Here is a 25,971-nt window from a genome sequence, read left to right as displayed (position 1 = left end):
TTCTTTTTAGTACGTAATATTTTTTATCTGAATAATGAGCAGAATACAATTCTATATAGGTGGCTTGAAGGTGCTACTCATATCTATTATCGGAACAAGTATAGTTTAAGTTCCTTATAGAAGTTTTCTCTAGTACCGGCCATGATAATAACTACCATATTGCCATCTTCTAATTTAGAGATCCTATAGGCCAGTTCATAGTTGGTGTGGTTGTGATAGAGGTCAAGAGAGTATAACCCACTTAAGTCACCGGTTTTAACTTATCCAATAGTGGGGTCTTTCCTAATGTTTGACACTGCTTCTTTAAAAACTTTTTGTTTAGTCATTTGCTCTACAAACCCATTATTTATGCATTTTTAATGACCTTGCTTTATTCGGCTCAGCAGAAATCCAGCCAATGCTTTTTAATGTTTTCATATGCCTGTGCACTGACCCGCTGGCGGTTTTTGGGTCTTTTATAATATTATTTTGAAAATTAATTTAATAATTAATTTTATTATGTTAGAATTAGTTGAGGAAATAAATGTAAGGGTGATAACATGGAAAAGGTTGAACAGCTTCTTGGGGCTGAAAAGTGTGTGGCGCTGAGAAATTTTATTAAGGAACAAAAAGATGTTGTAGCTCTGTATTTATTCGGTTCTATTTTAACAGAGTATTATGGGTCGCATAGTGATCTTGACCTGGGAATTGTTTTTTTCACCAGTGATGTTAAACTTGAGCGGGAGCTGGAGTTGGATGTGCAGATCTCAGATATACTGGGTACCGAAAAGGTAGATTTGATTAATTTAAATAAGACTCCGGTACAATTAAGCTTTCAAGCTATCTCTAAAGGCGTGTTGATTCAGGAAAACGATTATATAGAATTAAGTAATTTTCTAGAGAAAACAATGAAGTTTTATGGTGACTATTGTATAGATCTCGAATACTATTACAGTGAGTACAGGAAATCATTAAGGGAGGCCTTTCTTAATGGTTGATATTAATGTGCTGATAAGCAAGGTTAATTATATTGAAAGTCACTAAGACTTTTCAGGAGTATAAGCCGAGTATTGTAGTAAACCTGGCAGCTCAAGCAGAAGTGCGATATTCCCTTGAGAATCCTGATGCATATATACAGAGTAATGTCATGGGTTTTTTTAACATTCTTGAAGCCTGCAGATATAACCCTGTGGATCACCTCGTTTACGCTTCATCAAGTTCAGTCTATGGACCTAATAAAAAGGTCCCTTTTGAAGAATCGGATTTCGTAGATCGTCCGGTTTCGCTCTATGCGGCTCCTTACTCACTGCTATTATAGTATTTTCAGGGATTTTATTAAAAAGCCTTTGATGCTAAGTGCCAATTTTTAGATCCTAAAATCCCGCCTAAATTATACCTACGCGGGCTCCTTGACGGCAAAAGCTTTATAAGTCGTTTTTTGCTCCTTGGTTAGAGGGAATAAGATATGCTGACCGTTGATGCTCGAAAAAATTTAAAAAGAGAAAAACTTTCCCTCCAAATTTTTACTGGGACCAGTCTCTGGTAAAAGACTGGTAAATAGGCATGACATTGTTTAGGGTCTGACTCCAAGGAAAATATGCAAATACCACTATTTCTTATGATTAGTGCCATAGAAAAAGGACAAAAAGAGTTAACCAGCATTCATGTTGGTTAACTCTTTTTAGTACGCACGCAATTTTTATTATAGGAAAACCAATGTACTGATCCCGGTTTTTGAAAGGTATTTTAATATTAGCGTTGAGACTATATTCTGCTATGAAAGTATTTATGCACATTACTATAATCAAAAAACTTTTATATATCGCTGCATTTACATCCCCGTCTATCTACCCGGCATCTCCTGAGTTCCGTAAACTCATACTGTGTAAAAGCTTATCTAAGCAGTGTGTCCAGTAGAAAAAATTATTTAATATTTTTACTATCTAATTGCAGGCCAATTTCTTTTAGTTGCTTTAGCAAAGCACGGTTATTCTGTTCAATCATTACAGCAACAGTTTGTATAATAGCTTTGCTAAGTGCGATTTTTTCCGATGACTCATAACTATATCTAATAAACTGTTCGTTTTGCATAACTTCATCGATAACCTTGTTAATAATAGCCTTATGCCCGGTATTACCACACTCTATAAGATCTTTTACAGTTAAACCGATATAATCCATACTCCGTATACCTCCTTCTAATTCATTATTAGATTTGCCGGGTATGATACTTATTGCGTTTCTGAAGTTGCAAACTGAAAAAACAATTTAACACGACCTTTTAACAAACATTAAACATTTAACTGTTGGAATGCAAATTACACCTACTTTCCATCAAACGTTTCTTCAGTCAACAACGAGCTTTATGATCACTGTTAACGGCAGTATAGCTGACAGCAGGAGTATTGCTATAGTTAGTAAGAAGCATTCCGGTAAATGAGTAGAAAGCATCAGAGTATATAGCTAATCTTATGTTTAATTAATATATGATATTCGTGATTTTACAAAAACCGCGTTCTGGCTTCAAATACGCAGTAATTAACCATTACATACAAGAATCAATATATCCATATCCCTTATTAATAGGCAATTATACATAGATCATCAAATTTTTTATGATTCATTACAGGAAAATTATAATTGTTAACGAATTTATTTATACATCATTACTACTCAAAATTTAATATCTATCATCATAGCTTTTTTTTTGTGTAAATAAGTATTACTTTCACAACTAAAAACTGCATCTGGTACAAAACAAATATGAGTGGGTAGTAATCAATGCTTTTAGTTGGGTTAGGGTAGGGTTCCTTTAGCCAATTTCTTCAGGCAGTTATAAAATAAACTTGAAACAGTGCTAACGGTAACTACAAGAACAATTACTTGGGTTTTGAATATTTGAAGCACATGACTTCGATTATAGGGCAAACTCGGTGATACAATACAAACACTGTGAAAGTTGTTCAGTCCAGCCAGTAAATGAACCCTGGCTAAACAACTCTATTTTTACCTACAAAAAAGCAGATATTTTAGAAATAGTTGTAAAATGAATGGAGGTAGGTTAATGGCAAGTCATAACCCTTTTGAGATGGTACAAAAACAGTTAGCCCAATGTGCAAAAATTACCAATATGGCCCCTAATATTTACCAGATTCTGCAGCGACCCATGCGTGAGCTACATGTATCTATACCTGTTCGCATGGATGATGGCTCTATTAAGGTATTCCAGGGCTTCAGAGTAATGTATAACGATGCCCTCGGCCCGGCTAAAGGTGGCATCCGATTCCATCCGGAAGAGACCATAGATACTGTCCGGGCACTGGCCGGCTGGATGACCTTCAAATGCGCCCTAGCCGATATACCCCTCGGGGGAGGCAAAGGAGGGGTTATATGTAATCCCAGAGAACTGTCTCAAGGTGAATTAGAACGCTTAAGCCGTGGTTATATTGCTCAAGTTTGGCCGTTTATCGGTCCGGAAAAAGATGTACCCGCGCCAGATGTCTACACAAACCCACAGATAATGGCTTGGATGATGGATGAATACTCCAAATTTGCCGGCAAGCATCAGTTTGGAGTAATTACTGGAAAACCACTCAGAATCGGTGGTTCCGCCGGACGTGGTGACGCTACTGCAAGAGGCGGCATGTATGTTATTCGCGAGGCTGCCGGTGAATGCGGTGTAGACCTTGCGAATGCCACTGTCGCTATTCAGGGCTATGGCAATGCCGGGTATTTCGCAGCTAGTCTTGCCTCATCTCTATACGGCTGTAAGATAGTAGCCGTCAGTGACAGTAAGGGAGGCATATACAACAAAGACGGACTGGATCCCCAATTAGTCTATAACCATAAGACTGAAAGCGGTTCGGTAATTGATTTCAGTTATGCCGATAACATTTCCAATGAGGAGTTATTGGAACTAAATGTAGATATACTCATTCCTTCCGCATTAGAAAACGTTATCACCGAAAATAATGCTCCGAACATCAAGGCAAAGATTATCGCAGAACTCGCCAATGGCCCGACTACCCCGGAAGCAGATGATATCCTATATGAAAAAGGGGTTCATGTGCTTCCGGATTTCTTGTGCAACTCCGGCGGGGTAACAGTTTCTTACTTTGAAATGGTACAAAACCTATACATGTATTATTGGGATGAAAAACAAGTACAGGAGCGTTTGGACAAAAAATTGACTCCTGCTTATCACTCAGTATTAAACGCCTCCAAAGAATGTAAAGTTAACATGAGACAAGCTGCTTATGTCGTTGCTGTCAACAGGGTTGTTGAGGCTATGAAACTCCGCGGTTGGGTTTAAGGTAAAAGATCTACTCAACTCGTTACTTTCAATAGTTTATACCGAGTGAAAATACTTATATTATATTAACAAATATTTTTCAAGTAGCCGGGGCATAAAGACCCCGGCTTTACTCTTGTTGCAACTACAAAATGCTATACCATCACAGGCTATAAATAACAGTCTCTGACCCCTTCTGCACTTTTAAGTAATTCCAAAAGAACCTGTGTAGAGAAAGGCAAAAGACGCCCATATATAAAGCTACTGAAAGAGCTCTATATGTGGACGCCTTTGTCCAAAGTATTAACTTACTTTTTGTGTATACTAGTATATCATCTTTAACTAAGAAGTCAACACCGATAAAGGAAAAATACTGTATACTGGCGGCTAGGTTTTTATGTGCCGGGTAGAATATCTCACGCTAACACGAGGCTTTAAACTGCTAATAATTTCTTAGGTACTCATCAATCTCCCACGGATGCACCGTAGCATTATATCGCTCGCATTCCACTTCCTTAGCTTCCAGAAAACGATTCCAGATATACTCACCCAGAGCATCTTTAATCACTTCATTAGTGCTCAGAGCATCCAGAGCTTCATCAAGATTATGAGGTAAGCCGTGAGTTCTGATTAATTTACCTAAGCCCCCGTTTAATTGATTTTCTTCCAGTGCAGCAGGGGGCTTAATTTTATTCTTAATCCCCTCCAGACCGGCTTTTAACATTACAGCCATGGCTAGGTAAGGGTTGCACGTTCCGTCAGGACTTCGCAACACAATCATAGTACCACTTTCCCGCTGCGCCGGTACTCGAATCATAGTGTTGCGGTTTTGCTCAGACCAGGCGACAAGGGCCGGGGCCAACTTTCCGAGGGTTAGTCTTTTGTAGGAATTAATCAGAGGATTGGTTATTGATGTAAAGGCCCTGGCATGTTCAATCAAACCACCGATATAGTAATAAGCAGTTTTGCTTAACTGCAAACAGTTGGTATGTGAAGGTGCGTAAAAGACATTTTCGTCATCCTTCCACAAAGAGTGATGCAAGTGCAAACCTGAGCCGTTTAAAGTTGCCAGTGGTTTCGGCATAAACGTAGCATGCAGCCCATGGCGCTGGGCAATGGTACGCACCACAAACCTAAAAGTAGCCAGGTTGTCTGCCATAATCAGCGCATCTTCTTCTTTCAGAGCAATCTCATGCTGTCCAGCTGATATTTCATGGTGCGAAGAACCTATTTCAAAACCCATACTTTCCAGAATCAGCACCATATCCCGCCGGGCGTTTTCCCCCAGATCCACCGGAGTTAAATCGCAGTACCCGGCCTGATCATGGGTATCTGTGGTAGGTCTTCCCTGCTCGTCAGTACGAAACAGGAAGAACTCTATTTCAGCCGCAGACTGCAGCCAGTAACCCATTTGTTTCGCCTGTTTTATTACTCTTTTTAAAGCGGCCCGCGGACATCCCTCAAATGGATCCCCCTTGGCATTATAAACATCACAAATTAACCGGGCCACCGCACCGTCACGGGGTCGCCAGGGAAATATTTTAAAGGTATAGGGGTCAGGACGCAAATAAATATCAGACTCCCTGTTATGAGCGAAGCCTTCTATTACCGCACTGTCAAACATAACTCCGTTATTTAGGGCTCGCTCCAATTCCTCTATAGTAATGGCAATATTCTTAAAAGCGCCAAATATATCCGTAAATTGCAACCGGATAAACTTTACATCATTTTCCTTTGCTCTCTCCAAAACCTCTTTTTTTGTCAAATCACCCAAGTAAATCACCTCTTTCTGTGTGAAAATAATAAACGCCCAGAAACAAACTCAGTCGGGATAAGTCTGCATATGGGCATTTTTGCACCCATTAAATTAACTTTTAATTGTTGTAAGAACAACCTTCCACCCCACACCATTTGTCCAGGTTTTGATGCACACAATAAACTGACACTTTTATTGTTGATAATACGACATATAAACCGGAAATCCCTTTAATTTTTAGTAATTTTAATTGATTCTACTACAGAAAGTGATTTTTTTAAACCATATTAAACTTTAAAGTATTTAACAGTTTATTATTCTCTTCATATAGAAATCTGCAACATCCTATGGCCGATATATTTGAAAAAAAATAGAATATTATGGAATTTAGGTCGCCACTCGAATACTTTACCCCGTAGTCAACTTCACCCTTGCTGACTACTACAATGGTCAGCAATGAGATTGACTTTTGTAGATCCTTAATTACCTCATATTCCGCAGTGTGTCATGAAAGGAATTCCCGATTTTTTGCGGATATTTATGCTGTCCGTATGCTTTTAAAAAATATACGGGAAATTATCTCTTCGCCATACATGAGGCATGTTTTCCTGTATCTATATTTACTCGGAATATTTAAAGGGGCTAAGCTAAAAGGTTTTACCTGAAAGCCGGCCCCTTTTTTCGTTTTACAAAAAGTCATATGACCTTTTCTTTGAAAGTCACTTGTATGAATCAATTCTAAACTATACAATATTTCAAATAATTATAATATTTTTAAGGAAGACCTGTAAAATTTGGTCAGCGAAATTGGAATTGAGATTCGGATGGCTCATTATCTTACATTCCGGACTCAGAAAAAACTGTTTCGTAATACATGTGTAATATACAATAACTCAAAGTTATACATTGTAAAATAAGTACTTATAAGTAATTATGTCAAAAACAGTTATATATGCCCTGCGGTTTTATGTCTTTTATGGATTATAGTATTTTTAGGATACAAGGGTCCGGAAGGTGAAAATTACCGGTTCCAGGCGCACTAAAAGGTATCTCGCCACAACTATGGGAAAGCCAAAACTAAAGTGGCTAAAATTCATGTTGCGATAGCTAGTCAGCGAAAAGATTTTCTACACAAGATCAGTTTAGACGTGGTTCAGAACCATGACATTATCATCATGGAAGCCATCGCTTTTTAGTGGAGCGTAAGCGGGGGGAGTTCACACCAGAGAATTTTCAATAAATAATTAATCTAAACTTAATTATTTTGATATAAATGCCATAGACATGACGCAGGAAAATTTGCTTCAAGGTGGAATTTATATAAATAGACAACATAAATATACAACAAATTTTTAATATTTTGCAGGATTTTAAGAGCGTATGAAGTAAATAAAACCTTAGATGAAAAGTATGGCTGTTGTTAGTATAATTTGCTGTAAAGAGAGGATTTGGTGATTTTAAATGAGGGGTAAGGCAAGATTACTGGTTCTGCTGGGCTGTGATTTTCTGTTGGTGATTATGTCTTTGCTCGTTTCACTGCTTATCCGTTTCCCCAGTTGGCCTGAATTAAGCAATGCTCTAGTTAACTACATTAATTTTGCCCCGGTTTGTGCGCTTGTTATGCTTGTCTTTTTTTATTTTTTTGGCCTTTATCAAAGAGTATGGGCCTATGCCAGCATAGGTGAGTTAGTGACCATAGTAAAAGCGGTTACAACAGGAAAACTTGTTGTCATTGCTTTGACCTATTTTATTTTTACCCCGTTACCCAGAAGTGTTGTATTAATGTCCTGGGCTTTTAGCATTATTCTTATTGGCGGCTCCAGGTTGTACTGGAGAATATATATGCAGAAGAAGAAATTTATCGTGGCCGGCTGCCCGCTGGATAAAAGGAAAACGCTTATAGTTGGTGCCGGTGATGCCGGGGTGCTGGTGGTTCGCGAACTAATGAACCATAACAGTGAGTATTTGCCGGTAGGATTTATTGATGATGATGCAAGTAAGCAGGGTATGGTTATCCTGGGCATACCGGTATTAGGGAAACGTGAAGAATTGCCGTCGATTATCGAAAAATGCAGAATAAAAGAGGTAATTATTGCTATGCCGTCAGTGTCTGGACAAGTGATAAAGGAAACTGTCGAGAAGTGTCACAATTCACGGGTAAAGTTAAAGATATTGCCGGGTGTTTACCAGTTAATCAGCGGGCAAGTGACCGTAAATCATATTCGCGATATTCAGGTGGAAGATTTATTGGGCAGAGAGCCTGTTGAGGTAGATTTAAGCGAGATTGCCGGTTATTTAACGGACAGGGTGGTTTTGGTTTCCGGTGCCGGCGGTTCGATTGGTTCAGAGCTATGCAGGCAGGTGGTCAGGTTGAAGCCTAAGCTTCTGGTTGTTTTAGGGCATGGTGAGAACAGTATACATAATATAGTTTTTGAACTTCGTGAAATGCATGGCAGCGATCTGCCTATTGAGATAGTGATTGCTGATATAAGGGACAGGCAGAAGATTAATTTGATTTTTAAGAAATATAGGCCGTCAGTGGTTTTTCATGCTGCTGCGCATAAGCATGTACCTCTGATGGAACTGCACCCTGATGAGTCAGTGAAGACGAATGTTTTGGGTACAAAGAATTTAGCAGAAGCAGCCGACAGGGTTGGAACAGATGTTTTTATTATGCTTTCAACAGATAAAGCAGTTAATCCTTCCAGTGTTATGGGGGCTACCAAGCGTTTGGCTGAGCTGATATTGCAGCAGATGAACAGTATAAGTGATACTGTTTATGCGGCTGTTCGGTTTGGCAATGTCTTGGGGAGCAATGGCAGTGTAGTGCCTATCTTTAAGCGGCAGATTGCTCAGGGAGGGCCGGTTACTGTTACTCACCCGGAAATGAAGAGGTACTTTATGACTATACCCGAGGCTGTGCAGTTGGTGATTCAGGCAGGGGCTATGGCTCAGGGTGGGGAGATATTTGTGCTGGACATGGGTGAGCCGGTGAAGATTGTGGATTTAGCTAAATGTATTATTGATTTGTCGGGCGTGGATTGTGAAATTAAATTTACCGGGATTAGGCCGGGGGAGAAGCTGTTTGAGGAATTGCTGACGGCAGAAGAGGGTTCTTCTGCTACCCGGCATAGGAGGATATTTGTGGCTAATGCGGGGAGTGTGGATTTGGAGACATTGGAGTTGGAAGTTTTTCGTTTGAGAGAGTTGGGAGAGGATGTTGTGACCGGGGATGTTTTTAAAGCATTGACGGTTCTCCTGCCAAATATAAAGATATATCGAAAAGATATGGTTGGCTAGTGGATCTGATTTTTAAAATTTAGTAATTTTAATTTCAAATTTTTACCGGGGCATAAGCGGTCAACGATTGATTGAGGAGATAAATGTAAGGGTGATGCCATGGAGAACGTCGAACAGCTTTTTGGATCTGAAAAGTGTGTGTCACAATTCTAATAACATATATTTACATTTAGTGGCGGTCTACTTGGGAAATTACTAATTGAAATTATGCAAAAAGTTTACATATGGTTATTGTTTTCTGCATGAAATAGTAGTATAATTTATGCAGATTAAATGTGGATAAGGTAGGATGATTATTATCATGAGAAAGTTTGATTACCATGCAATAGATTCGGAGCTTTATAAGCCGGATATCGTTAATCTTCTTTCTGCTATCCACGAGTATAAAGGCAAACAAGAACTCTTTATAGAGGTGCAACCTGATATTTTAGAAGCGATGCTTAAGGTTGCCAAGATTCAAAGTACCGGTGCCTCAAACCGAATTGAAGGAATTTATACTTCTGAAGCCCGGTTACATGAGTTAGTTATTGAGGAAGCGGTACCGAGGAATCGAGATGAACAGGAAATAGCCGGATATCGTGAAGTATTAAATACTATACACGAAAACTATGAGTATATTCCTCCAACCCCCAATATTATTTTACAATTACATCGAGACTTATATACTTATAGTCCAGCATCTGTAGGTGGGCGCTACAAAAATACTGATAACGTTATTGAGGAAGTAGATAACGAAGGAAACCGCAGGACACGCTTTCAGCCTTTACCTGCCTACGCTACAGTTGATGCCATGGAAGCGCTTAGTAAGGAATTTTTAAAAGCCATTGACCGTAGTGATATAGACCCACTAATACTTATTGCAAAATTCATACTGGATTTTCTCTGCATTCACCCTTTTAATGATGGTAATGGACGCATGAGCAGATTGTTGACGCTTTTATTGCTTTACCAGCAAGGCTATATTGTTGGGAAGTATATCAGTATTGAAATGATTATTGAAAATACTAAGGAAAGTTATTATGAAGCGCTTGAGCTAAGTTCCAAAGGATGGCATGACGGGAAAAGTAACTATGCTCCCTTTGTCAAATATTATCTAGGTGTTATTCTAAGTGCGTATAAAGAATTCGCAAGCAGGGTAGAAACAATTCGTAATAAAGGGCTTACGAAGTCTGAGCGTATTCGCCATATTTTTTCAAATAAAGTAGGAAAAATCACAAAGGCAGAAATCGCCACCTTATGCCCGGATGTAAGTATTACAACAATTGAGAAGGCGCTTTCAGATTTGTTAAAAGAAGAATACATCATAAAAATCGGCGCTGGCCGCAGCACAGCCTATATTCGCAATCATGAATCACGAGAGTAAACAGCCTATTATCACCTCTGTGACCAATAACAAGAACTATTACCAGATAACCATTTTCATTAATCTCATATATGGCTCGGTAATTGAACCGCATTAAATACATGATTTAAATACTCTGACTTTATTTGGGAGCAAGTGATTCGTTTTGGTATGCTGTTTAGCAAAAGGCAGGCTTTATGAGGAGCACCTGCCTTAATTTTATTTGTTCTTAGTGATTTTTTTGATATTTTCGATTAATTGTTGATCTCTTGTTTTTCTTAATAGGTAATAAAGCTTTATTTTTTTAATTATTAGTTCAAAAATAACAGAAATTAAAATCGATAATAATATTTGCAACCATAAGGATAATTTATTTAAATAAGTTGTTATGATTATGATTCCTATAAATATTTCTAAAGCTATTCTTAATAATGAGATAAATTTAACAAAATTCATTTTAAGTTATTCTCCCAAGTAATCTTATTAATTCTCGTCATCTATATGTTTTTTAATTTCATATAATGCACCCTTAACTTTTTGAATAGTTTCATAATCATTGCCTGCTGCTGATAAATAATCGCCTATTCTGTCTATTAATACGTGTTGAGGTATATGTGTGGCAATACTTAAACGCACAAAATTTTCTATTGCGGCTTGATAATCCTCTTCCTGTAAACCACGAACAATTTTTTGCACATTAGTAATTCTTTCTTCCGTCCATTTAATACCACCAATTACTATGCCTGTAGTAACAACAGTACTAATAACCGAAGGTAATCCATAAGCGGCAATTGCTGATTTTAGAGCAATAAAAGCCTTACCGGCAATAGCACCATGTCCAACAAGAAATTTGCCCATTACAACTAAACCCTTGTATAGTAAGGATAATTCTATAAGAGGCATTTTCAATCACCTCCTCTCTCAAATTTATCTTTGGCATTCATAGTTTTCATAGTTATATAATTGTACATATTGAATATATATCCTTCTGTATGATTATAAAATTTTTCGACAATATTCGCTATTGTGTCTATTCATTGATATATTACTTGTCTGCTCAATTCCATAGCTGCAAACAGATACCGGATTTCCTGAACATGCAGGGCTGTTATAGATCTCCGTAAAAGATTAACAGCTATTTTTCTAAATAAATCAGACCCAATAATATAATAGGATGGAGCTGCGTAGGCAATTATCCACTTGTGCAACAAAAGGATTTCATAATTCTATGACCATTTACTGGCAGTCTATGGTATAATAATTACAAGGGGAGAGTAAAGACTTTAGGCTGTCGGCTATTGTACCGGCAGTATTATACAATAGCAAGAACAACTAAAACATAGATGATAAACCTTGGACTCGACTTAACTTTAATCATTAAGTTCAGATGTAAATATTGATGTGCAATTGAGCGAAAGCATAAAAAAATGCAATATTATAACTATATTGGTGGATGTTAATATTATAAATCTGTGGAGGTTGGAATTAATGGTTATGCACGTGGGTCATAAATCACCGGATACCGGTAAAATATACCTTATTACCGGAGCGGCAGGTTTTATCGGATTCTTCTTGTCCAAGAGACTGCTGGAGCAAGGCTGCCGGGTAATTGGTATTGACAATATAAATGATTACTATGATGTTAAGCTTAAGTACGCCCGTTTGGAACAGCTTAAACTCTTTGAGCAGTTTACCTTTGTTGAGGGTGACATTTCAGATAAGGATGTAATAACCGGGACCTTTCAGGAGTATAGGCCTAATATTGTGGTAAACCTGGCAGCTCAAGCCGGAGTGCGGTATTCCCTGGAGAATCCTGACGCATATATCCAGAGCAATATCATAGGTTTTTTTAACATTCTTGAAGCCTGCAGATATAGCCCGGTTGATCACCTGGTTTATGCATCATCAAGTTCTGTATATGGATCTAACAAAAAAGTACCGTTTGAAGAATCGGATTTCGTAGATCACCCGGTATCACTCTATGCAGCCACGAAAAAATCAAACGAATTGATGGCTCATACTTACAGTCACCTGTATAAAATACCGTCAACAGGACTGAGGTTTTTCACAGTTTACGGTCCGATGGGCCGCCCCGATATGGCATATTTCGGTTTCACGCAGAGGTACTTTGCGGGAGAGCCTATCAGAATATTCAACAATGGCGATTTTGAAAATGATCTTTACCGGGATTTTACTTACATTGATGATATCGTAGAGGGCATTGAGCGGCTTCTATGTAAAGCCCCTGATAAGACTGTCCCGCATAAAGTCTTTAATATTGGAAACAACAGTCCTGAAAAGCTGATGGTATTTATCGAAACGCTGGAGAAGTGCTTGAGCAAGTCTGCCGGGAGAGAGATAGTATTTAATAAAATATATGAGCCTATTAAGCCCGGTGACGTACCGGCAACATATGCGGATACCGGTTTGCTGCAGGAAGCCGTGGGATTTAAACCTGAGACTTCGATAGAAGAGGGGTTGCAAAGATTTGCTGATTGGTATGTTGAGTATTATAAGATGAAGTAGGTTATGGCAATGACCTGTAAAATATTAGATGTAAAGATTGGAAAGTCTCTGTTTTTATCCTGGTTATTGGTATTGGCATGGATGTCCTTCATATTTTATTTATCCTCGCAGCCGGCACCGGTATCCAATTCGCTCAGTAAAAAGGTGGCAAAAACTGTTATTGAAGGTGTCGATAAGGTTGAGGGACGAGATGCAAAAGCTTATAAATTAAATAAAGTAAATAATTTAACCCGTGACTATGCTCATGGAGGCGTATTTGGGGTATTGAGTATTCTTGCGCTCAGTGCGCTGCGCAAAAGCGGTTTCAAAAGCCGCGCTGCATATTTGACTGCCTTTTTAATTTGTGCATGCTACGCTTGTACGGATGAGTTTCATCAAATATTTGTTTCCGGCAGGGGAGCTGAATTTCAGGATTGGCTGAAGGATTGTTTGGGTACGATATTGGGCCTTGGCTTGTACTTTTTTGTTGCGGCATTTAATAAATGGTCATAATTTTGTGTGTATCCGTCAAGTTATCCTAATATCTCTCTATATTTAGACAGATGTGTTTACTTCTTGATGAATTTAAGTTAAAATAGTAAAAATAGCCTTAGAGGGCAAATCTGGCGAAAGCCAGAGACGCAAAGCCAAGGGTCTAAGTTGCATTAAGCGATAAGATAGCCTGGTTGCAAAAGACTATACCATAAATGGTAAGATCTCCTTAAGGCCTTTTGTTATTATTTCATCTCATTAAGGAGGTTTTTTATTTTGGCCTTTAGTTTTGTTCTGTCCAGGTTTATAAGAAAAAGTACTGCCGCAAATAATGATATTAGCAATATTTTAAGTTTAAAAGAACAATTAACTAAGGTTGGCTTTAATCCCAGTGAAGTTGATTACATGATTATGATAAACAGTAATGGTTGTGCTCTTATTGATCTCGATTCAAAAAGCATTAAAACAATTGAAGATCTTTTAAAAGAACAATTGCGCTTTTCTTGTAAATGCCTGGAGCTTGCCAGAGATTAGTGAAATTAATTAGTTAATCGAAATAGGCCAATCATCGAAAGTATGGTTGGCCTTTTCGTAATATGTATTATTAGCTTGTATAATTAATGTAAATTACAGAAATAGCCTTAAAAATAGAGGAATTTGTGGTGTTAATGTAGAAATATTATTCCATCTCAGGGATTAAAACATAAGTTTTTATGAGCCTGATAAAATTTTTTGGGGGGATGCATTTGGACGAACTGAGCTTGACCGTAACACGTCATCTTATAAACCAATGAATAGGTCTTTATCATCCTACTGTTAACTATAAGAAGTAAAGGGTGCCGGGTTTTATTTTTAGTTATGCGCAGCCCCAAAGCGGTTGTTGCTTATTAAACAAAAAGGGAGGTATTGTATTTGCAATCAAGTAAGAGAGTTTTTATTATTGCGCTTGCTGTATGCTTGTTGCTTGGAGTTGCAGGCTCCGTGATGGCCGGCGAGTTATCTGATATTAGCGGGCACTGGGCTAATAATCAAATTAACAGCTGGTTAAATCAGGGTCTGGTATTCGGATATCCGGACGGAACGTTTAAACCGGATAAAGAAATGTCCAGAGCCGAATTTGTCGCACTCGTGAATAGGTCTTTTAAAATTCAAAATTCAAATGAAACCAACAGTTTTACGGATGTAAAGACAGGCGATTGGTTCAGTAAGGATGTAGAGGCGGCCAGAGTTGCCGGTTATATCTCCGGCTATGAAGACAATACTTTTAGACCTGACCGGAATATCAGCCGCCAGGAAGTTGCCGTGATAGTAACCAGGCTGCTGAAACTTGATACAGCCGGTGATTTAACAGAGTTGGACAAGTTCGCTGACAGAAGCAGCATACCGTCCTGGTCGCAGGCCGGACTGAATGCGGCGGTTAAAAACGGCATTATTAACGGTTACCCTGATAAAACTGTTCAACCCTTTAAAGCTATAACCAGGGCGGAAGCTATAGTTTGCTTGAATGCAGCCATAGCTAAGGGTTCGACGACAGTTGAGAAATCCGGGATAGAAGGAAAAGTAACCTATAAGGGCAGTGCCGTAAAAGATGCGGCAGTTAAATTATTTGATAAAGACGGTTTTCAGGTAATAAAGCAAACCACAACTGACGCAAAAGGTTTGTATAAACTTGAGGTGGATCCCGGTGTTTACGATTTGACGGCTACTACAGACAAAACTGTGGGCTATGCCAGTGATGTTTCAGCTGCTGCTGATAAAATTACCGCTCAGGATCTTACTTTAGAAGACGGAGCTATAATAACCGGTAGACTAAATAATAAAAACAATAATGCTGCGGCAAATGTGGAAATAATGTTTACAACTAATCCAACCTTTGTTGCAACTACAAATTCAAGCGGCCAATATAAGCTGGTTGTATTGCCTGATCGCCAATATGCCGTTAGAGCCATGAATCCGAGTAACGGTGAAGTAGAAGTCATTGATGATAATGTGACTGTGGGCAGCGCGGGTCAGACGCAAACCATGAGTACAATGAGAGCTTCCTTTGCAACGACCTCCTCGGGTGGAGGCGGCGGCGGGGGTGGCGGCGGTTCTTCACAAGCCGTATTAACTACCGTAAATGATATCAATAAAACGACCGTAGAGGTTTCCTTCAACCAGGCGCTAAGCGGTGTACAAGCTTCTGATTTTACTTTTAGTCCGAGTTTAAATGTTGTGTCCGCGGTATTTAAAAATGACGCTAAGCAAGTTGTTGTCTTAACTCTGGCTGAAAGGACATTAGATACTGATTACAAACTGTACTATAAAGGTACTGACACGGGTTTTATAATTAAGGTTGTGGGGATTAATATAACTGAACCTGTTGGAAGTACACCGGTTCCCATAAACATGGGCAATCATCCGGCTGAAGTTACTTTGACCGCTTCTGTTGGAGGGCAGTCAATACCGTTAGTTATAGATTTGCCTACCTTGGTGTCACCTACTGTAGCAATTAATCCTGTGACTATTGATCCCGGTTTGATTCCTGCCGATTCCTTGGCGCTGGATATTGTAATTAGCGGTTTAGGTGACAAAGAGGTAATTCTTACCTTGCCTGTACCTGCCGGATTGACTGATCCAGGTGCTTTTCACTGGAACGGTGAGGTGTGGGACTACAGAGAATCCACGATATCAGGTGGAAAAATAAGCTTTGCCACTAATTTATCTCCTGTTATGATATCAAATAGAGTTAAAAAGCCGGTGCTCAAAATTGAAAGTGTAACTCAGAACAGTGTTGAGATGTCCTGGACAACTACAGTAGTCAATCCGAAAGGCTTTGATCTTTATAGAGATGGTGCAAAAATAAATGCGGCAATGCTTGACGGAACTGCTCGTGGTTATAATGATACAGGATTAACCCCGGGTAAGACCTATGCTTATACTATTGTGGTATATAACGCTCAGAAGTGTCAATCACCTAAAGCGGACACTGTGACAGCCACTACTTTAGCCGATCAGGGGGAAAACGCCGCTTTTGACAGCTGGCTAAACACTATTAAGTCGCAAATTCTTCTTTTAGGCGCGGCGTCAGGCAATTTGACAATTGATTTGGGTAGTGCAACTGAGCCGACAACTGTTACTATTACCAACGATTCATTGAAAACTAAATCATTAAGTGATTTACTGATGTCTGTAATAGACAAAATGGTGTCCAGAAATTATGATAATGTAGTTATAACATTACAAGGCAAGATTACGGAAATCAATGTTTCAGGAAAACCTTTAAACGAATATATAGCTGATAAGTTAGCCGGAAAACCACATAGTGCAGCTGCCATAGAATACTTTACGAAACTGGATGAAGCATCTTTTAATGCCTTGAAAACGGCACTGAAAAATGATGCCGCGTCGTATAACGAGCTTTCGGCTACTGTGCGAGAAGTAATCTCATTTTCCACGGAGGTTAATATCCCGGCTATGGAAATCAAAGGACTGACCTTAAATAAAGTAACATTTGCCAATAACCATGGCACAATTGATGTATTGCCGGGAGATACAATAAGCATTAATCAATTTAAGACTGCATTAGGTATAAATAGCTCAATAACACTGGGCAGTTTAAGCGGCTCAGTTGTTACCCTCGAATTCAAGGGAGCCAGTGGCACTGTATACGATTACGAATTTAATCTAAATTAAATCCATGGTAGAATCAAGAAAACTACGCGGTACTGACAAAAAAGCCAATCACTTTAAGTGATTGGCTTTTTTGAATTGAGATTTTAATTTAAATTAATAACGATTTTTAATTGAACGTTTGACGTATTGCCGTCATTATCCGTTAATTTACCCGCCAGAGTGACATCCCCGTCACTTACTGCATCATGCAAAAGACCAAGGGTGGCAGAGGCATTGGTTAACAAATCAATTGTATCTAAATTGTTTGTACCTGCTGTTAATTGCTGCGGTCCCTGGAGTGATGCCAGAAAAGCCGGTGAGGTTACTGTAAGCTTAGAAGCTTCAGAAACAGTGATGCTTCCACCGGTAATCAATGCATTTTCACTGCCTGTCAAAACGATTGTGCCTTTTCCGTCAGTTATGCTGCCGACTGTAAAAGTTTTAGTTTGATCGGCATCTTTTATTGTGATAGACGCGCTGGAAATACTGGGGTAGTCATCGCTGCCGGTGCTTCCGCCGCCTCCTCCTCCGCCCCCGCCACCTGAAGAGGCTGTTGCAAAGGAAACCGACAATGAGCTCATTGTTTGTTTCTGAGCGGAACTGCCAATATCTACATTTTCTCTGATTACTTCCGCAGTATGATTATTCGGATTTATAGCTCTAATTGTATATTTGCGACCGGAGAGTAAAACCAGCGTATATTCACCGTTTTGATCCGTGGTTGCAACAAAGGTTGGGTTGGTTGTAAACATTATTTCAATATTTGCCGCGGCTTTATTATTTTTGTCATTTAATTTGCCTGTTACTATGGCTGCATCTTCTAAGACAAGTTCGTTGGAGGTGATGGTATCGGCGGCAACTGTCACATCACTGGCATAGGCCACTGTTTTATCTGTAGTGGCGGTTAAATCGTAAACACCCGGATCTGCCTCCAACTTATACGCACCCTGGGCATCAGTTGTTGTTTTCTTGATCACTTGATAGCCGTCTTTATTAAATAATTTAATTGCCGCGCCTTTTACCGCACTGCCTTTATAGGTTACTTTTCCTTCTATAGCCGGTTTTACGGTCACAACCGGTGGCGTTTTTTCCTCACCTTTAGCCGCACTCAGGCAAACTATTGCTTCCGCCCTGGTAATGGCTTTAAAGGGTTGTACAGTTTGGTCAGGGTAACCTTTGATAATTCCTTTCTTGACTACTGCGTTCAGGCCGGCTTGCGACCAGGACGGGATGCTCTTGCTGTCAGTGAACTTGTCCAACTCTGTTAAATCACCGGCTGTATCAAGTTTTAGCAGCCTGGTTACTATTGCGGCAACTTCCTGGCGGCTGATTTTTTGGTCAGGTTTAAAGGTGTTGTCTTCATAACCTGCTATATAGGCGGCGGCTCTGGCTGCTGCCACATCTTTACTGAACCAGTCGTTAGCCTTAACATCATTGAAAACGTTTGTTTCATTTGAACTATTAATATTAAAGGCTTTGTTCACCAGTACTACAAATTCGGCTCTGGATATTTCTTTGTCCGGTTTGAAGGTGCCGTCGGGATATCCTGACGCCAGGCCTTGCTCAACCCAGCTTTTAATTTGATTGTTGGCCCAGTGATTGGTTATATCCGTTAAATCAGCGGCAAGGGCGGCACCAGCCAGCCCAAAGATAAGACAAACGGTTACGGTGGTTATTAGAAGCTTATTATAATATTTCATTTTCTTAAACTCTTAACTCCTTTCCGGTTATTTTTTAGACCAATAAAGCTACAAACTAATTAATCTTTATACCACCCCCAAATGGTTATAAAAATAACAAAATATAATTAAGTATATTAATAATTCATCTCTGTATAATTCGCTAAAGGATTAGCAAATCCCTGCAGCGAATACTAATTACTCAAAGAAAGGATGAGTAATGTGAAGAAGTGGCTGAAAATGGTTTTACTGGTGCTTGCGGTAGATTTGTTTTTCTACTTGGTGTCGTCATATATTCCTCCTGAAAAGTTAGCTGAGGAAAAGCCCGAAGTGCAAGTCATTCGTACCAAAGAGCAGGCTGCCGTTTTTTTATTAAACAGGTTTCCTGCAGGCGAATTAAAAGAGTTTGCCCGTAAATATAAAAGCGGCATACCGCAAGAAAGGGAAGAAGTTAAGGCTTTGCTGAAGCGGAAAATGACAGAGGAAGAGTACAAAGCCATAGTCAATGTCTTGCAGGAGGAACAGAAAAAATCTATGCGGGATTGATTGTACCGGACATATGGGGATTAAGGTGTCAGCAGTGCCTATGGGTGATTTAACTTAAATATTATTTGTGCTACAATGAAAGTTAGTTAGATAAATTATGATGCGGGGTAGGTGAGCGAGTATGAAGAAGTGGTTATTAATACTGACCGTGCTGCTTGTTGTGGGACTGGCTGGTTACAAGTTTGTTATGAGTTTCGCTGCTGATAAGATGATTGATGGAATAGAAAACAGTATGCTGGCAAAAGAAGATATTGAGAAGTTAAAGATGAACCCGGAAATAGAAAAACAGATGGAGGCAATACAGAACAACAGTTTACCTTCTTTAGCAGAAAATCAGAATGGTGCTGCAGAGGACAATCAGAACCTGCAAAACAATAATTCCGCTGCCGGTCAGACTCCCGGCAAAGGCAATCTGATGTTTGCCGATAAGGACGAGGCCTTGAAGTTTGTTCTTACTAAATTTACCATGGGAGAATTGACGTCTCTTGCGCAAAAGGCACAAGGCGGTTTAACCGGTCAAGAAAAAGCGGAGATAAAATCCGTATTAATGCAGCGGCTTACACCGGGAGAGTTCCAGGCTCTTAAGGCTATGGCTTTAAAGGAACTCGCGAAAAGAAAGATGTAATCAGCAGGTCATCGATAGATTGGTTGCTGTTTTTTTACAGAGGGCTTTGCCGGATAAAAAGATTTTCTTTTAGGATCGGTATCAGTACACAGGCCTCGCCCCTGGTAATGGCATCACTGCTTGCTTTCTTTAAGATCTCGGCCGGAAGTTTTTCCTTTTCTATTAGAGCCAGAATATCTTCCGTGATTAATGGATTTGCCGGGCGGACAGAATTATCACCATAGGGTTTGATCAGGCCGTTATGAAGGGCTTTTTCAATGCCTGCGGCGGCCCACTCCGGGATTTCGGCGTAATCCATATAGCTGGTTAAGGAAATATTTTGTTCATTATTTTTAGAGATTATAAGACTTTTATCCATAATAACCGCAAAAGCTGCGCGTGTAATCGGCTCATCCGGCTTAAAACTGCCGTCCGGGTAGCCGCTGACATAACCGTTTGTTATAGCCGTGTCGATATATTTTTTAGCCCAGTGGTGTTCATAATCAACACTTTTTTGACTATCGGTTTGTTGCATTTTGCCGCTTCTGAGTATGGCAATGGGATCTGAAGTCATCATGCCTATAATTACTCCCAGCAGAATCAGTGTGATAATTTGAGCCAATCTTTTCATAAAAAACACCTCTGTATTATATTAACATTTGGCAAATCAATTGGCAATAATATGCAACAAAATATACAATAAATATTTGTGCCTCTTGCTATTGAACCGGCAGCAGCTTGCTGCCGGTTTTGCTGTCTAACAAACATGGTTGACATAATTTTTGCCATTTGTTAGAATATAATTGATTTTTTTGTCCTTCTGCTTTTGTTGTGGGGGGCTTTATTAGTTTTGATGGGTAGTGAAAAATGAATATGTTGGGAGGTTTCAAATATGGCTAAACACCTGTTTACTTCTGAATCTGTTACTGAGGGGCATCCTGATAAGGTAGCGGATCAGATATCAGATGCTATATTGGACTCAATCATCGCCAATGATCCTAATGCCAGGGTAGCCTGTGAGACACTGGTTACTACCGGTCTGGTTCTTGTGGCGGGAGAGATTACCACCAAATGTTATGTGGACATCCCCAAAGTTGTCAGGGAAACCGTTCTGGGTATAGGGTATACCAGGGCTAAATATGGTTTTGACGGTGACACCTGTGCGGTTTTAACTTCTATAGATGAGCAGTCTCCTGACATAGCCCAGGGGGTGGACAATTCCCTGGAGACCAGAAGCGGGGCTGCGGTTGACGCGGAAATAGAGAAAATCGGTGCCGGCGATCAGGGTCTTATGTTCGGTTTTGCTATCAATGAGACGCCCGAGCTGATGCCTCTGCCTATTTCTTTGGCCCATCGCCTGGCCAGAAAGTTGTCGGAAGCGCGCAAGAGCGAGGAGATTGATTATTTGCGTCCGGACGGCAAAGTTCAGGTTACCGTGGAGTATGAGGACGGCAAGCCGCTGCGCCTGGATACAGTGCTGGTTTCTGCGCAGCATCACCCGGAAATAGGCCCGGATACGATCAGGCAAGATATTATTGATAAGGTGATTAAGCCGGTTGTGCCCTCTGAATTGCTGGATGAAAAGACACGGTACCTGGTTAATCCCACAGGGCGTTTTGTGATTGGCGGTCCTCAAGGCGACGCCGGTTTAACCGGCCGCAAGATAATTGTTGATACTTATGGCGGTATGGCCCGGCACGGCGGGGGAGCTTTTTCCGGCAAGGATCCCACTAAGGTGGATCGCTCCGCCTGTTATGCCGCCCGTTACGTAGCTAAAAATATCGTGGCAGCCGGTTTGGCTGACAAGTGTGAGGTGCAGCTGGCTTATGCTATCGGTGTGGCCCAACCGGTGTCTGTAGCGGTAGACACGGGTTGTACCGGCAAAATTCCTGAAGATCGTCTGGTCGAATTGATTAAAGCTAATTTTGACCTGCGCCCGGCCGGCATTATCAAGACACTGGATTTGCGTCGTCCTATATACAAAAATACTGCCGCCTACGGCCATTTTGGCCGGACCGATGTTGATTTGCCCTGGGAAAGAACTGATAAAGCGGCTATTTTGCGCTCTCAGTCCGGTTTGTAGTTAATGGGATCAAGTTGCCGGTTTTCCGGTGAATAATATCCATTTATCCCGTACCGCTGTCAGGGTGGTGCGGGTTTGTTTTCAGCGGCCCTATGGGGCGGCTTTTTTTTATGCCTAAAGGGTTTATAAATATTTCACCTTCCCATTGCAGATTGCATAATTTGCAATACGGGGAGGTGAAGGATTTTATGCATATAGCAAAAATAACACTGGTCTTGTTTGCGGCATTTCTGTCCTACTGGGCCATAAGAGGTATGTGTGTCTATAGAAAAAGTATTCTGATGAAGACTCCTGTGAAGTTGGTTGTGCTGGTTAAAGATCAGGAGGAAGGAATAGAGTTTTTTATCAGGAGAATTATGGCCGCCAGGCATCGTCATCTGGGCGCAGTGGAATTGCAAGTGATAGATACGGGTTCTCAGGATGATACTGTGCAAATTCTTAAACGCATGTCGGCTATGTTTAATTTTCAGATGAATATAATATCGGATGAAAATAAAAGCTGTTGCCCGCAAGTAGCTGAAGATAAGGATGGCAAAGTTTTTTATTTGGATATCAGAGGCATGAGCAGCCGCCAGCTTGCACGGATGCCATTATTTCAACAATTATTGACTCAAAGGGAGAGGTAATAATTGCCCGCGTGTCGAACTGTATATTGCGGGGGTGATGACGGTGAAGATGAAGAGAGGCCTAGCCCATATATTTTATACCTGGCTGGTAATTGGCTGTGCGGGATACTTTTTAAAAACTTATTTTTATAAAATTAACCAGGATTTGATTAATGAATTATTGATTATGCTGTTTCTGGGTATTTTAGCCGAATGTGTTGCGGTGACTTTTCCTCAGGGGCAGCTTTCCGCGGGGTTTGCCGTAGTCTTGGCTGCTTTTGTTATATATGGAGGTCCCACTGCCGTGTGGATTAGTTTTCTGGCTATACTGGTTGGCCAGGGCATTGCTAACCGGGGCAACCCGGTTCGGGCTATTTTGTTTAATGCCTCTATGTATGTTTTGGCTGCGGTAGGGTCGGCTGAAGTTTATAGCTTTCTGGGCGGCAGGCAGGGCGGTTTGAGCTATGAGAATGCCGCGCCCCTGTTGGCCTTTATTTGTACTTTTTTTCTCATTAATAACTTGCTTCTGTATATCTACCAGCGACCTTTCCGGCACAATCATCTTATTCTAAATATGGCTGATACTCTGCAGTGGGACGGGTTTACTTATCTTTTGGCTGTGCCTTTTGGGATATTGATAGCCTTGTTGTACAAAAATATAGGCATCTACGGCTCTTCACTGTTTTTTTTGCCCGTGCTGGTCATGCAGTTGATTTTAAGGATATATGTTAACCTGGCTCTGGCTAACCGGGAATTGACGGCACTGTATGAGGTAGCCCGCCGTCTGGGCGGCCGGGAGTCTCTGGAGGAAATGCTGGGTATTATTTTGGCCCAGGCCCGCCGGGTAATACCTTTTCATACCGGGGTTATCTATGTTTGGTCCGGGGAAAGAAAGCAGTTTTTGCCCGGGGCTGTGATTAGTCCCCAGGCAGAATTGATCAGGCGGCAGGCTTTGGACGGTGGGGAGGGAATCCTCGGGCAGCTGGCCGAAACAGGCAGGCCGAAAATTATTTTTGAAGGACGGGCCGGCTATCGTTTGAAGGCTGAGCAAGGCTGGGTGCAGAACCAGCGCTCCCTGCTGGTCATTCCCCTTTTGACAGAAGGTGAGGCGGTGGGTATTATCGCCCTGGGGGACAAGCGCCAGAATGCTTTTGATGAGGGCAATATGCAGCTGATGATGATTATGAGCGGTCAGGTTAAAGTAGCCATTACTCAAACCTCAATGCATAAGAGATTGAAGTCCATGGCATCCAGGGATCCGCTGACCGGGCTTTATAACCGCAGGTATTTTTTCTTGCTGGCTCAGGCTGAATTTGAACGGGCCTTGCGGGAAAAGAAAGAATTTGTTTTAATGCTTGTTGATGTGGATAATTTTAATAATATTAATAACAGGTACGGTCATGCGGCGGGAGACGCTGTTTTATCACAGTTGGGCCAGCTGCTGTCGAGGTATTCGGAGGAGAATGCGATTATCGGTCGATGCGAGGGAGAGGAGTTTGCTCTTGTATTAACCGCGGCAGGTGAGCAGCTCAGCCGACAGGTGGCGGACAGACTCAGGCGGGAGGTTATGGGTTATAGCTTTGCTGCGGGGGAGGATAACTTTGTCAGGCTGACCTTGAGTATAGGACTGGCTGTGTTTCCCCGTGACGGCGGTGATCTGGGTGATCTATTTAAAAAAGCCGGGCAGGCGGTCAAGAAAGCAAAAAAGAACGGTAAAAACAGGATTGTTGATTTTGCCAAGTTAGAGGGCTACAAAGATGCTACGTAAATTAATCGAAGGTTTAACCGATCTGCTGCTGCCCCACCCTCCTGTTTGTGTTCTGTGCGGTGTCAGGCGTAAGCAGGTGGCAAGCCTGTGCCCGCTTTGCCGGAATATGATCGAGAGTTACCGGTGTGAGCCTGTCTGCAAGTTATGTGGACGTTATTTGTTGCCTTATCCCGGGGCGGAGGATATTTTCTCCGATCGATGTCCCGAGTGTTCCTCCGGCGGCAGCTGGCCTTTTGCCGCCGCAAGGTCGGCAGGTGCGTATGAAGGGCTGCTAAAGGAAGCGGTACGGCAGCTTAAATATTATAACGCCAGATGGATGGTTGGGCCGTTGGCCGGTTTGCTGGCCGAGCTGTACTCCGGAGAGGAGTGTTTTGCAGGTGCGGAGATTATCGTGGCTGTGCCCATGACCGTGAAGAAACAGCGGCAGAGAGGTTATAACCAGGCGGAACTGCTGGCTCAAGAACTTGGTAAAATTATAAAACTACCCGTGCAGTCTGCTGTGGTTAAAGTAATTGATACCCCGTCACAGGTCGGTCTTAGCCGTTCGGAAAGGGAAGCCAATCTCAGCGGGGTTTTTAATTTGGCCGGCTCCGATTTAAGAGGTAAAAAAATTGTCGTCGTTGATGACATTTTCACGACAGGCAGCACTCTTGCCGCCGTAGCCAGGACGCTGACAGTTGGAGGAGCCGGGGAGATAGTGGGATTGACGCTGGCTGCCGGCAGGTATAAATAAAAGGTGCGACAGAGGTTTATTATAATTTGACCTTCATGGATTAATATGAAAATAGGATTTGTTCTATTAGTATAAGTTGAAGCATAAAGAATAATCGTTGGGAAAGGTTTCCGAAAGGAAGGGGTATCCTGATGGTTTTTCTTTATGCTTTTTTAGGTATGCTGTGCTGGGGATTGGCCCCGCTTTTTGGCAAACTGGGCCTGTTTAGAATAGATCCTGTAACCGCTCTTTGCATTCGCACTCTGATGGCTGCCACTCTGGTGCTGGGTTGGCTGGTAGGTTTCTGGAAATACAACCAGTTCTTTAGCCAGGTTTTTGCCGTACCCCCTTTGTTCTGGGCTTTTATTGCTATTGAGGCGGTTTTAGCTACCCTGGTAGGTGACTTGGCTTATTTTGCCGCCTTAAAGTGGGGCAATATTAACTATGTTACTCTGATTATGGCCTGCTCGCCTCTGGTGACTATGTTCTTAAGCTATATTTTCCTCAGTGAGCCTGTTACCGGTGCTCAATTAATAGGGGCGGTTTTTATCATTACCGGGCTTATTTTTATATCTTTAAGCAATTAGAAAGAAGGTAGCAAATCCCTGTTTTTTTGCATATATAGAAAAGTGAATCTATATGCAAAAACGAGGTG

At 41.0% G+C, this 25,971-nt stretch carries 22 protein-coding genes, 3 pseudogenes and 1 riboswitch; of the genes and pseudogenes, 17 read left to right on the top strand and 8 right to left on the bottom strand.

Annotated features, from left to right (window positions below):
- Positions 1 to 86: 86 nt before the first annotated feature.
- Positions 87 to 245 (bottom strand): annotated as a pseudogene (locus DTOX_RS24570) (type II toxin-antitoxin system RelE/ParE family toxin); the annotation flags it as partial.
- Positions 246 to 539: 294 nt separating this feature from the next.
- On the opposite strand from DTOX_RS24570, the gene mntA reads away from it, so the two are divergent.
- Together mntA and DTOX_RS19385 are read left to right on the top strand one after the other, a co-directional pair.
- Positions 540 to 977: a type VII toxin-antitoxin system MntA family adenylyltransferase antitoxin gene (mntA, locus tag DTOX_RS19390; protein ID WP_015759365.1), complete on the top strand. Its 438-nt coding sequence runs from the start codon at positions 540 to 542 to the stop codon at positions 975 to 977.
- A gap of 38 nt (positions 978 to 1,015) precedes the next feature.
- Positions 1,016 to 1,276: pseudogene (locus DTOX_RS19385) on the top strand (NAD-dependent epimerase/dehydratase family protein); the annotation flags it as partial.
- 626 nt (positions 1,277 to 1,902) lie between these two features.
- Here DTOX_RS19385 and DTOX_RS19380 read toward each other — a convergent pair.
- Positions 1,903 to 2,160, bottom strand: a complete 258-nt coding sequence (locus tag DTOX_RS19380) for a hypothetical protein (RefSeq protein WP_015759364.1) — start codon at positions 2,158 to 2,160, stop codon at positions 1,903 to 1,905.
- Between the two features lie 883 nt (positions 2,161 to 3,043).
- Between DTOX_RS19380 and DTOX_RS19375 the strand changes: the two genes are divergently transcribed.
- Positions 3,044 to 4,291, top strand: a complete 1,248-nt coding sequence (locus DTOX_RS19375) for a Glu/Leu/Phe/Val family dehydrogenase (protein ID WP_015759363.1) — start codon at positions 3,044 to 3,046, stop codon at positions 4,289 to 4,291.
- A gap of 421 nt (positions 4,292 to 4,712) precedes the next feature.
- Here DTOX_RS19375 and glnA read toward each other — a convergent pair whose 3' ends face one another.
- Positions 4,713 to 6,044 carry a type I glutamate--ammonia ligase gene (glnA, locus tag DTOX_RS19370; RefSeq protein WP_015759362.1) on the bottom strand — a complete coding sequence of 444 codons (1,332 nt, stop codon included), beginning with the start codon at positions 6,042 to 6,044 and terminating at the stop codon, positions 4,713 to 4,715.
- A 974-nt stretch (positions 6,045 to 7,018) separates the two neighbouring features.
- On the bottom strand, positions 7,019 to 7,123 hold the full coding sequence (locus tag DTOX_RS25470; protein WP_157863019.1) for a YvrJ family protein: 105 nt from the start codon (positions 7,121 to 7,123) through the stop codon (positions 7,019 to 7,021).
- Between DTOX_RS25470 and DTOX_RS25170 the strand changes: the two are divergent.
- The 3 genes and pseudogenes from DTOX_RS25170 to DTOX_RS19360 form a co-directional block, all read left to right on the top strand.
- Positions 7,085 to 7,222 (top strand): annotated as a pseudogene (locus DTOX_RS25170) (RNA-guided endonuclease InsQ/TnpB family protein); the annotation flags it as partial. The gene DTOX_RS25470 and the pseudogene DTOX_RS25170 overlap by 39 nt on opposite strands.
- 265 nt (positions 7,223 to 7,487) lie before the next feature.
- Positions 7,488 to 9,326 (top strand): polysaccharide biosynthesis protein, encoded by a 1,839-nt coding sequence (locus DTOX_RS19365; RefSeq protein ID WP_015759361.1) that lies wholly within the window; start codon positions 7,488 to 7,490, stop codon positions 9,324 to 9,326.
- Between the two features lie 301 nt (positions 9,327 to 9,627).
- A complete protein-coding gene (locus DTOX_RS19360; protein WP_015759360.1) occupies positions 9,628 to 10,689 on the top strand; it encodes a Fic family protein in 1,062 nt (353 codons plus the stop codon).
- A 198-nt stretch (positions 10,690 to 10,887) separates the two neighbouring features.
- On the opposite strand, the gene DTOX_RS19355 is transcribed toward DTOX_RS19360, so the two are convergent.
- Together DTOX_RS19355 and DTOX_RS19350 are read right to left on the bottom strand one after the other, a co-directional pair.
- Positions 10,888 to 11,124, bottom strand: coding sequence for a hypothetical protein (locus tag DTOX_RS19355; protein ID WP_015759359.1), 237 nt, complete (start codon positions 11,122 to 11,124; stop codon positions 10,888 to 10,890).
- 27 nt (positions 11,125 to 11,151) lie between these two features.
- Positions 11,152 to 11,571, bottom strand: coding sequence for a hypothetical protein (locus tag DTOX_RS19350; protein WP_015759358.1), 420 nt, complete (start codon positions 11,569 to 11,571; stop codon positions 11,152 to 11,154).
- 585 nt (positions 11,572 to 12,156) lie between these two features.
- On the opposite strand from DTOX_RS19350, the gene DTOX_RS19345 reads away from it, so the two are divergent.
- From DTOX_RS19345 to DTOX_RS21755, 4 genes are all read left to right on the top strand, one after another.
- The gene (locus tag DTOX_RS19345) at positions 12,157 to 13,194 is read left to right on the top strand and encodes an SDR family NAD(P)-dependent oxidoreductase (protein ID WP_015759357.1); all 1,038 of its coding nucleotides are present in this window, start codon (positions 12,157 to 12,159) and stop codon (positions 13,192 to 13,194) included.
- 3 nt (positions 13,195 to 13,197) lie between these two features.
- Positions 13,198 to 13,686, top strand: coding sequence for a VanZ family protein (locus DTOX_RS19340; protein WP_052292974.1), 489 nt, complete (start codon positions 13,198 to 13,200; stop codon positions 13,684 to 13,686).
- A gap of 93 nt (positions 13,687 to 13,779) precedes the next feature.
- Positions 13,780 to 13,867, top strand: a riboswitch (cyclic di-GMP riboswitch).
- Between the two features lie 74 nt (positions 13,868 to 13,941).
- The gene (locus DTOX_RS19335; RefSeq protein ID WP_015759355.1) at positions 13,942 to 14,199 is read left to right on the top strand and encodes a hypothetical protein; all 258 of its coding nucleotides are present in this window, start codon (positions 13,942 to 13,944) and stop codon (positions 14,197 to 14,199) included.
- Positions 14,200 to 14,577: 378 nt separating this feature from the next.
- A complete protein-coding gene (locus DTOX_RS21755) occupies positions 14,578 to 17,340 on the top strand; it encodes an S-layer homology domain-containing protein (RefSeq protein ID WP_015759354.1) in 2,763 nt (920 codons plus the stop codon).
- An 83-nt stretch (positions 17,341 to 17,423) separates the two neighbouring features.
- Here DTOX_RS21755 and DTOX_RS21750 read toward each other — a convergent pair whose 3' ends face one another.
- Positions 17,424 to 19,019, bottom strand: coding sequence for an S-layer homology domain-containing protein (locus DTOX_RS21750; protein ID WP_015759353.1), 1,596 nt, complete (start codon positions 19,017 to 19,019; stop codon positions 17,424 to 17,426).
- A 201-nt stretch (positions 19,020 to 19,220) separates the two neighbouring features.
- Between DTOX_RS21750 and DTOX_RS19320 the strand changes: the two genes are divergently transcribed.
- Together DTOX_RS19320 and DTOX_RS19315 are read left to right on the top strand one after the other, a co-directional pair.
- Positions 19,221 to 19,544: a hypothetical protein gene (locus tag DTOX_RS19320; protein WP_015759352.1), complete on the top strand. Its 324-nt coding sequence runs from the start codon at positions 19,221 to 19,223 to the stop codon at positions 19,542 to 19,544.
- Positions 19,545 to 19,665: 121 nt separating this feature from the next.
- Positions 19,666 to 20,169, top strand: a complete 504-nt coding sequence (locus DTOX_RS19315; protein ID WP_015759351.1) for a hypothetical protein — start codon at positions 19,666 to 19,668, stop codon at positions 20,167 to 20,169.
- Positions 20,170 to 20,203: 34 nt separating this feature from the next.
- Here the strand turns inward: DTOX_RS19315 and DTOX_RS19310 are convergent, their stop codons facing one another.
- Positions 20,204 to 20,779, bottom strand: coding sequence for an S-layer homology domain-containing protein (locus DTOX_RS19310; RefSeq protein WP_015759350.1), 576 nt, complete (start codon positions 20,777 to 20,779; stop codon positions 20,204 to 20,206).
- Between the two features lie 261 nt (positions 20,780 to 21,040).
- Here DTOX_RS19310 and metK point away from each other — a divergent pair, with 261 nt between their 5' ends.
- The 5 genes from metK to DTOX_RS19285 all read left to right on the top strand — a co-directional run bounded on the left by metK (position 21,041) and on the right by DTOX_RS19285 (position 25,903).
- On the top strand, positions 21,041 to 22,231 hold the full coding sequence (metK, locus tag DTOX_RS19305) for a methionine adenosyltransferase (RefSeq protein WP_015759349.1): 1,191 nt from the start codon (positions 21,041 to 21,043) through the stop codon (positions 22,229 to 22,231).
- A 188-nt stretch (positions 22,232 to 22,419) separates the two neighbouring features.
- Complete coding sequence (locus DTOX_RS19300) at positions 22,420 to 22,857, top strand: glycosyltransferase family 2 protein (RefSeq protein WP_157863018.1); 438 nt, start codon at positions 22,420 to 22,422, stop codon at positions 22,855 to 22,857.
- Positions 22,858 to 22,906: 49 nt separating this feature from the next.
- Entirely contained in the window at positions 22,907 to 24,604 is a 1,698-nt protein-coding gene (locus DTOX_RS19295) for a GGDEF domain-containing protein (protein WP_242652635.1), read from the top strand.
- Positions 24,594 to 25,337, top strand: coding sequence for a ComF family protein (locus tag DTOX_RS19290; RefSeq protein ID WP_015759346.1), 744 nt, complete (start codon positions 24,594 to 24,596; stop codon positions 25,335 to 25,337). Before DTOX_RS19295 ends, DTOX_RS19290 begins: the two co-directional genes overlap by 11 nt.
- Before the next feature lie 131 nt (positions 25,338 to 25,468).
- Positions 25,469 to 25,903 carry an EamA family transporter gene (locus DTOX_RS19285; RefSeq protein ID WP_015759345.1) on the top strand — a complete coding sequence of 145 codons (435 nt, stop codon included), beginning with the start codon at positions 25,469 to 25,471 and terminating at the stop codon, positions 25,901 to 25,903.
- The last annotated feature ends 68 nt before the right edge of the window (positions 25,904 to 25,971 follow it).

It is taken from the genome of Desulfofarcimen acetoxidans DSM 771 (assembly GCF_000024205.1).
GTDB lineage: Bacteria > Bacillota > Desulfotomaculia > Desulfotomaculales > Desulfofarciminaceae > Desulfofarcimen > Desulfofarcimen acetoxidans.
Note: the sequence above shows the minus strand (reverse complement) of the source record. Positions and strands in the feature narration are given on the sequence as shown.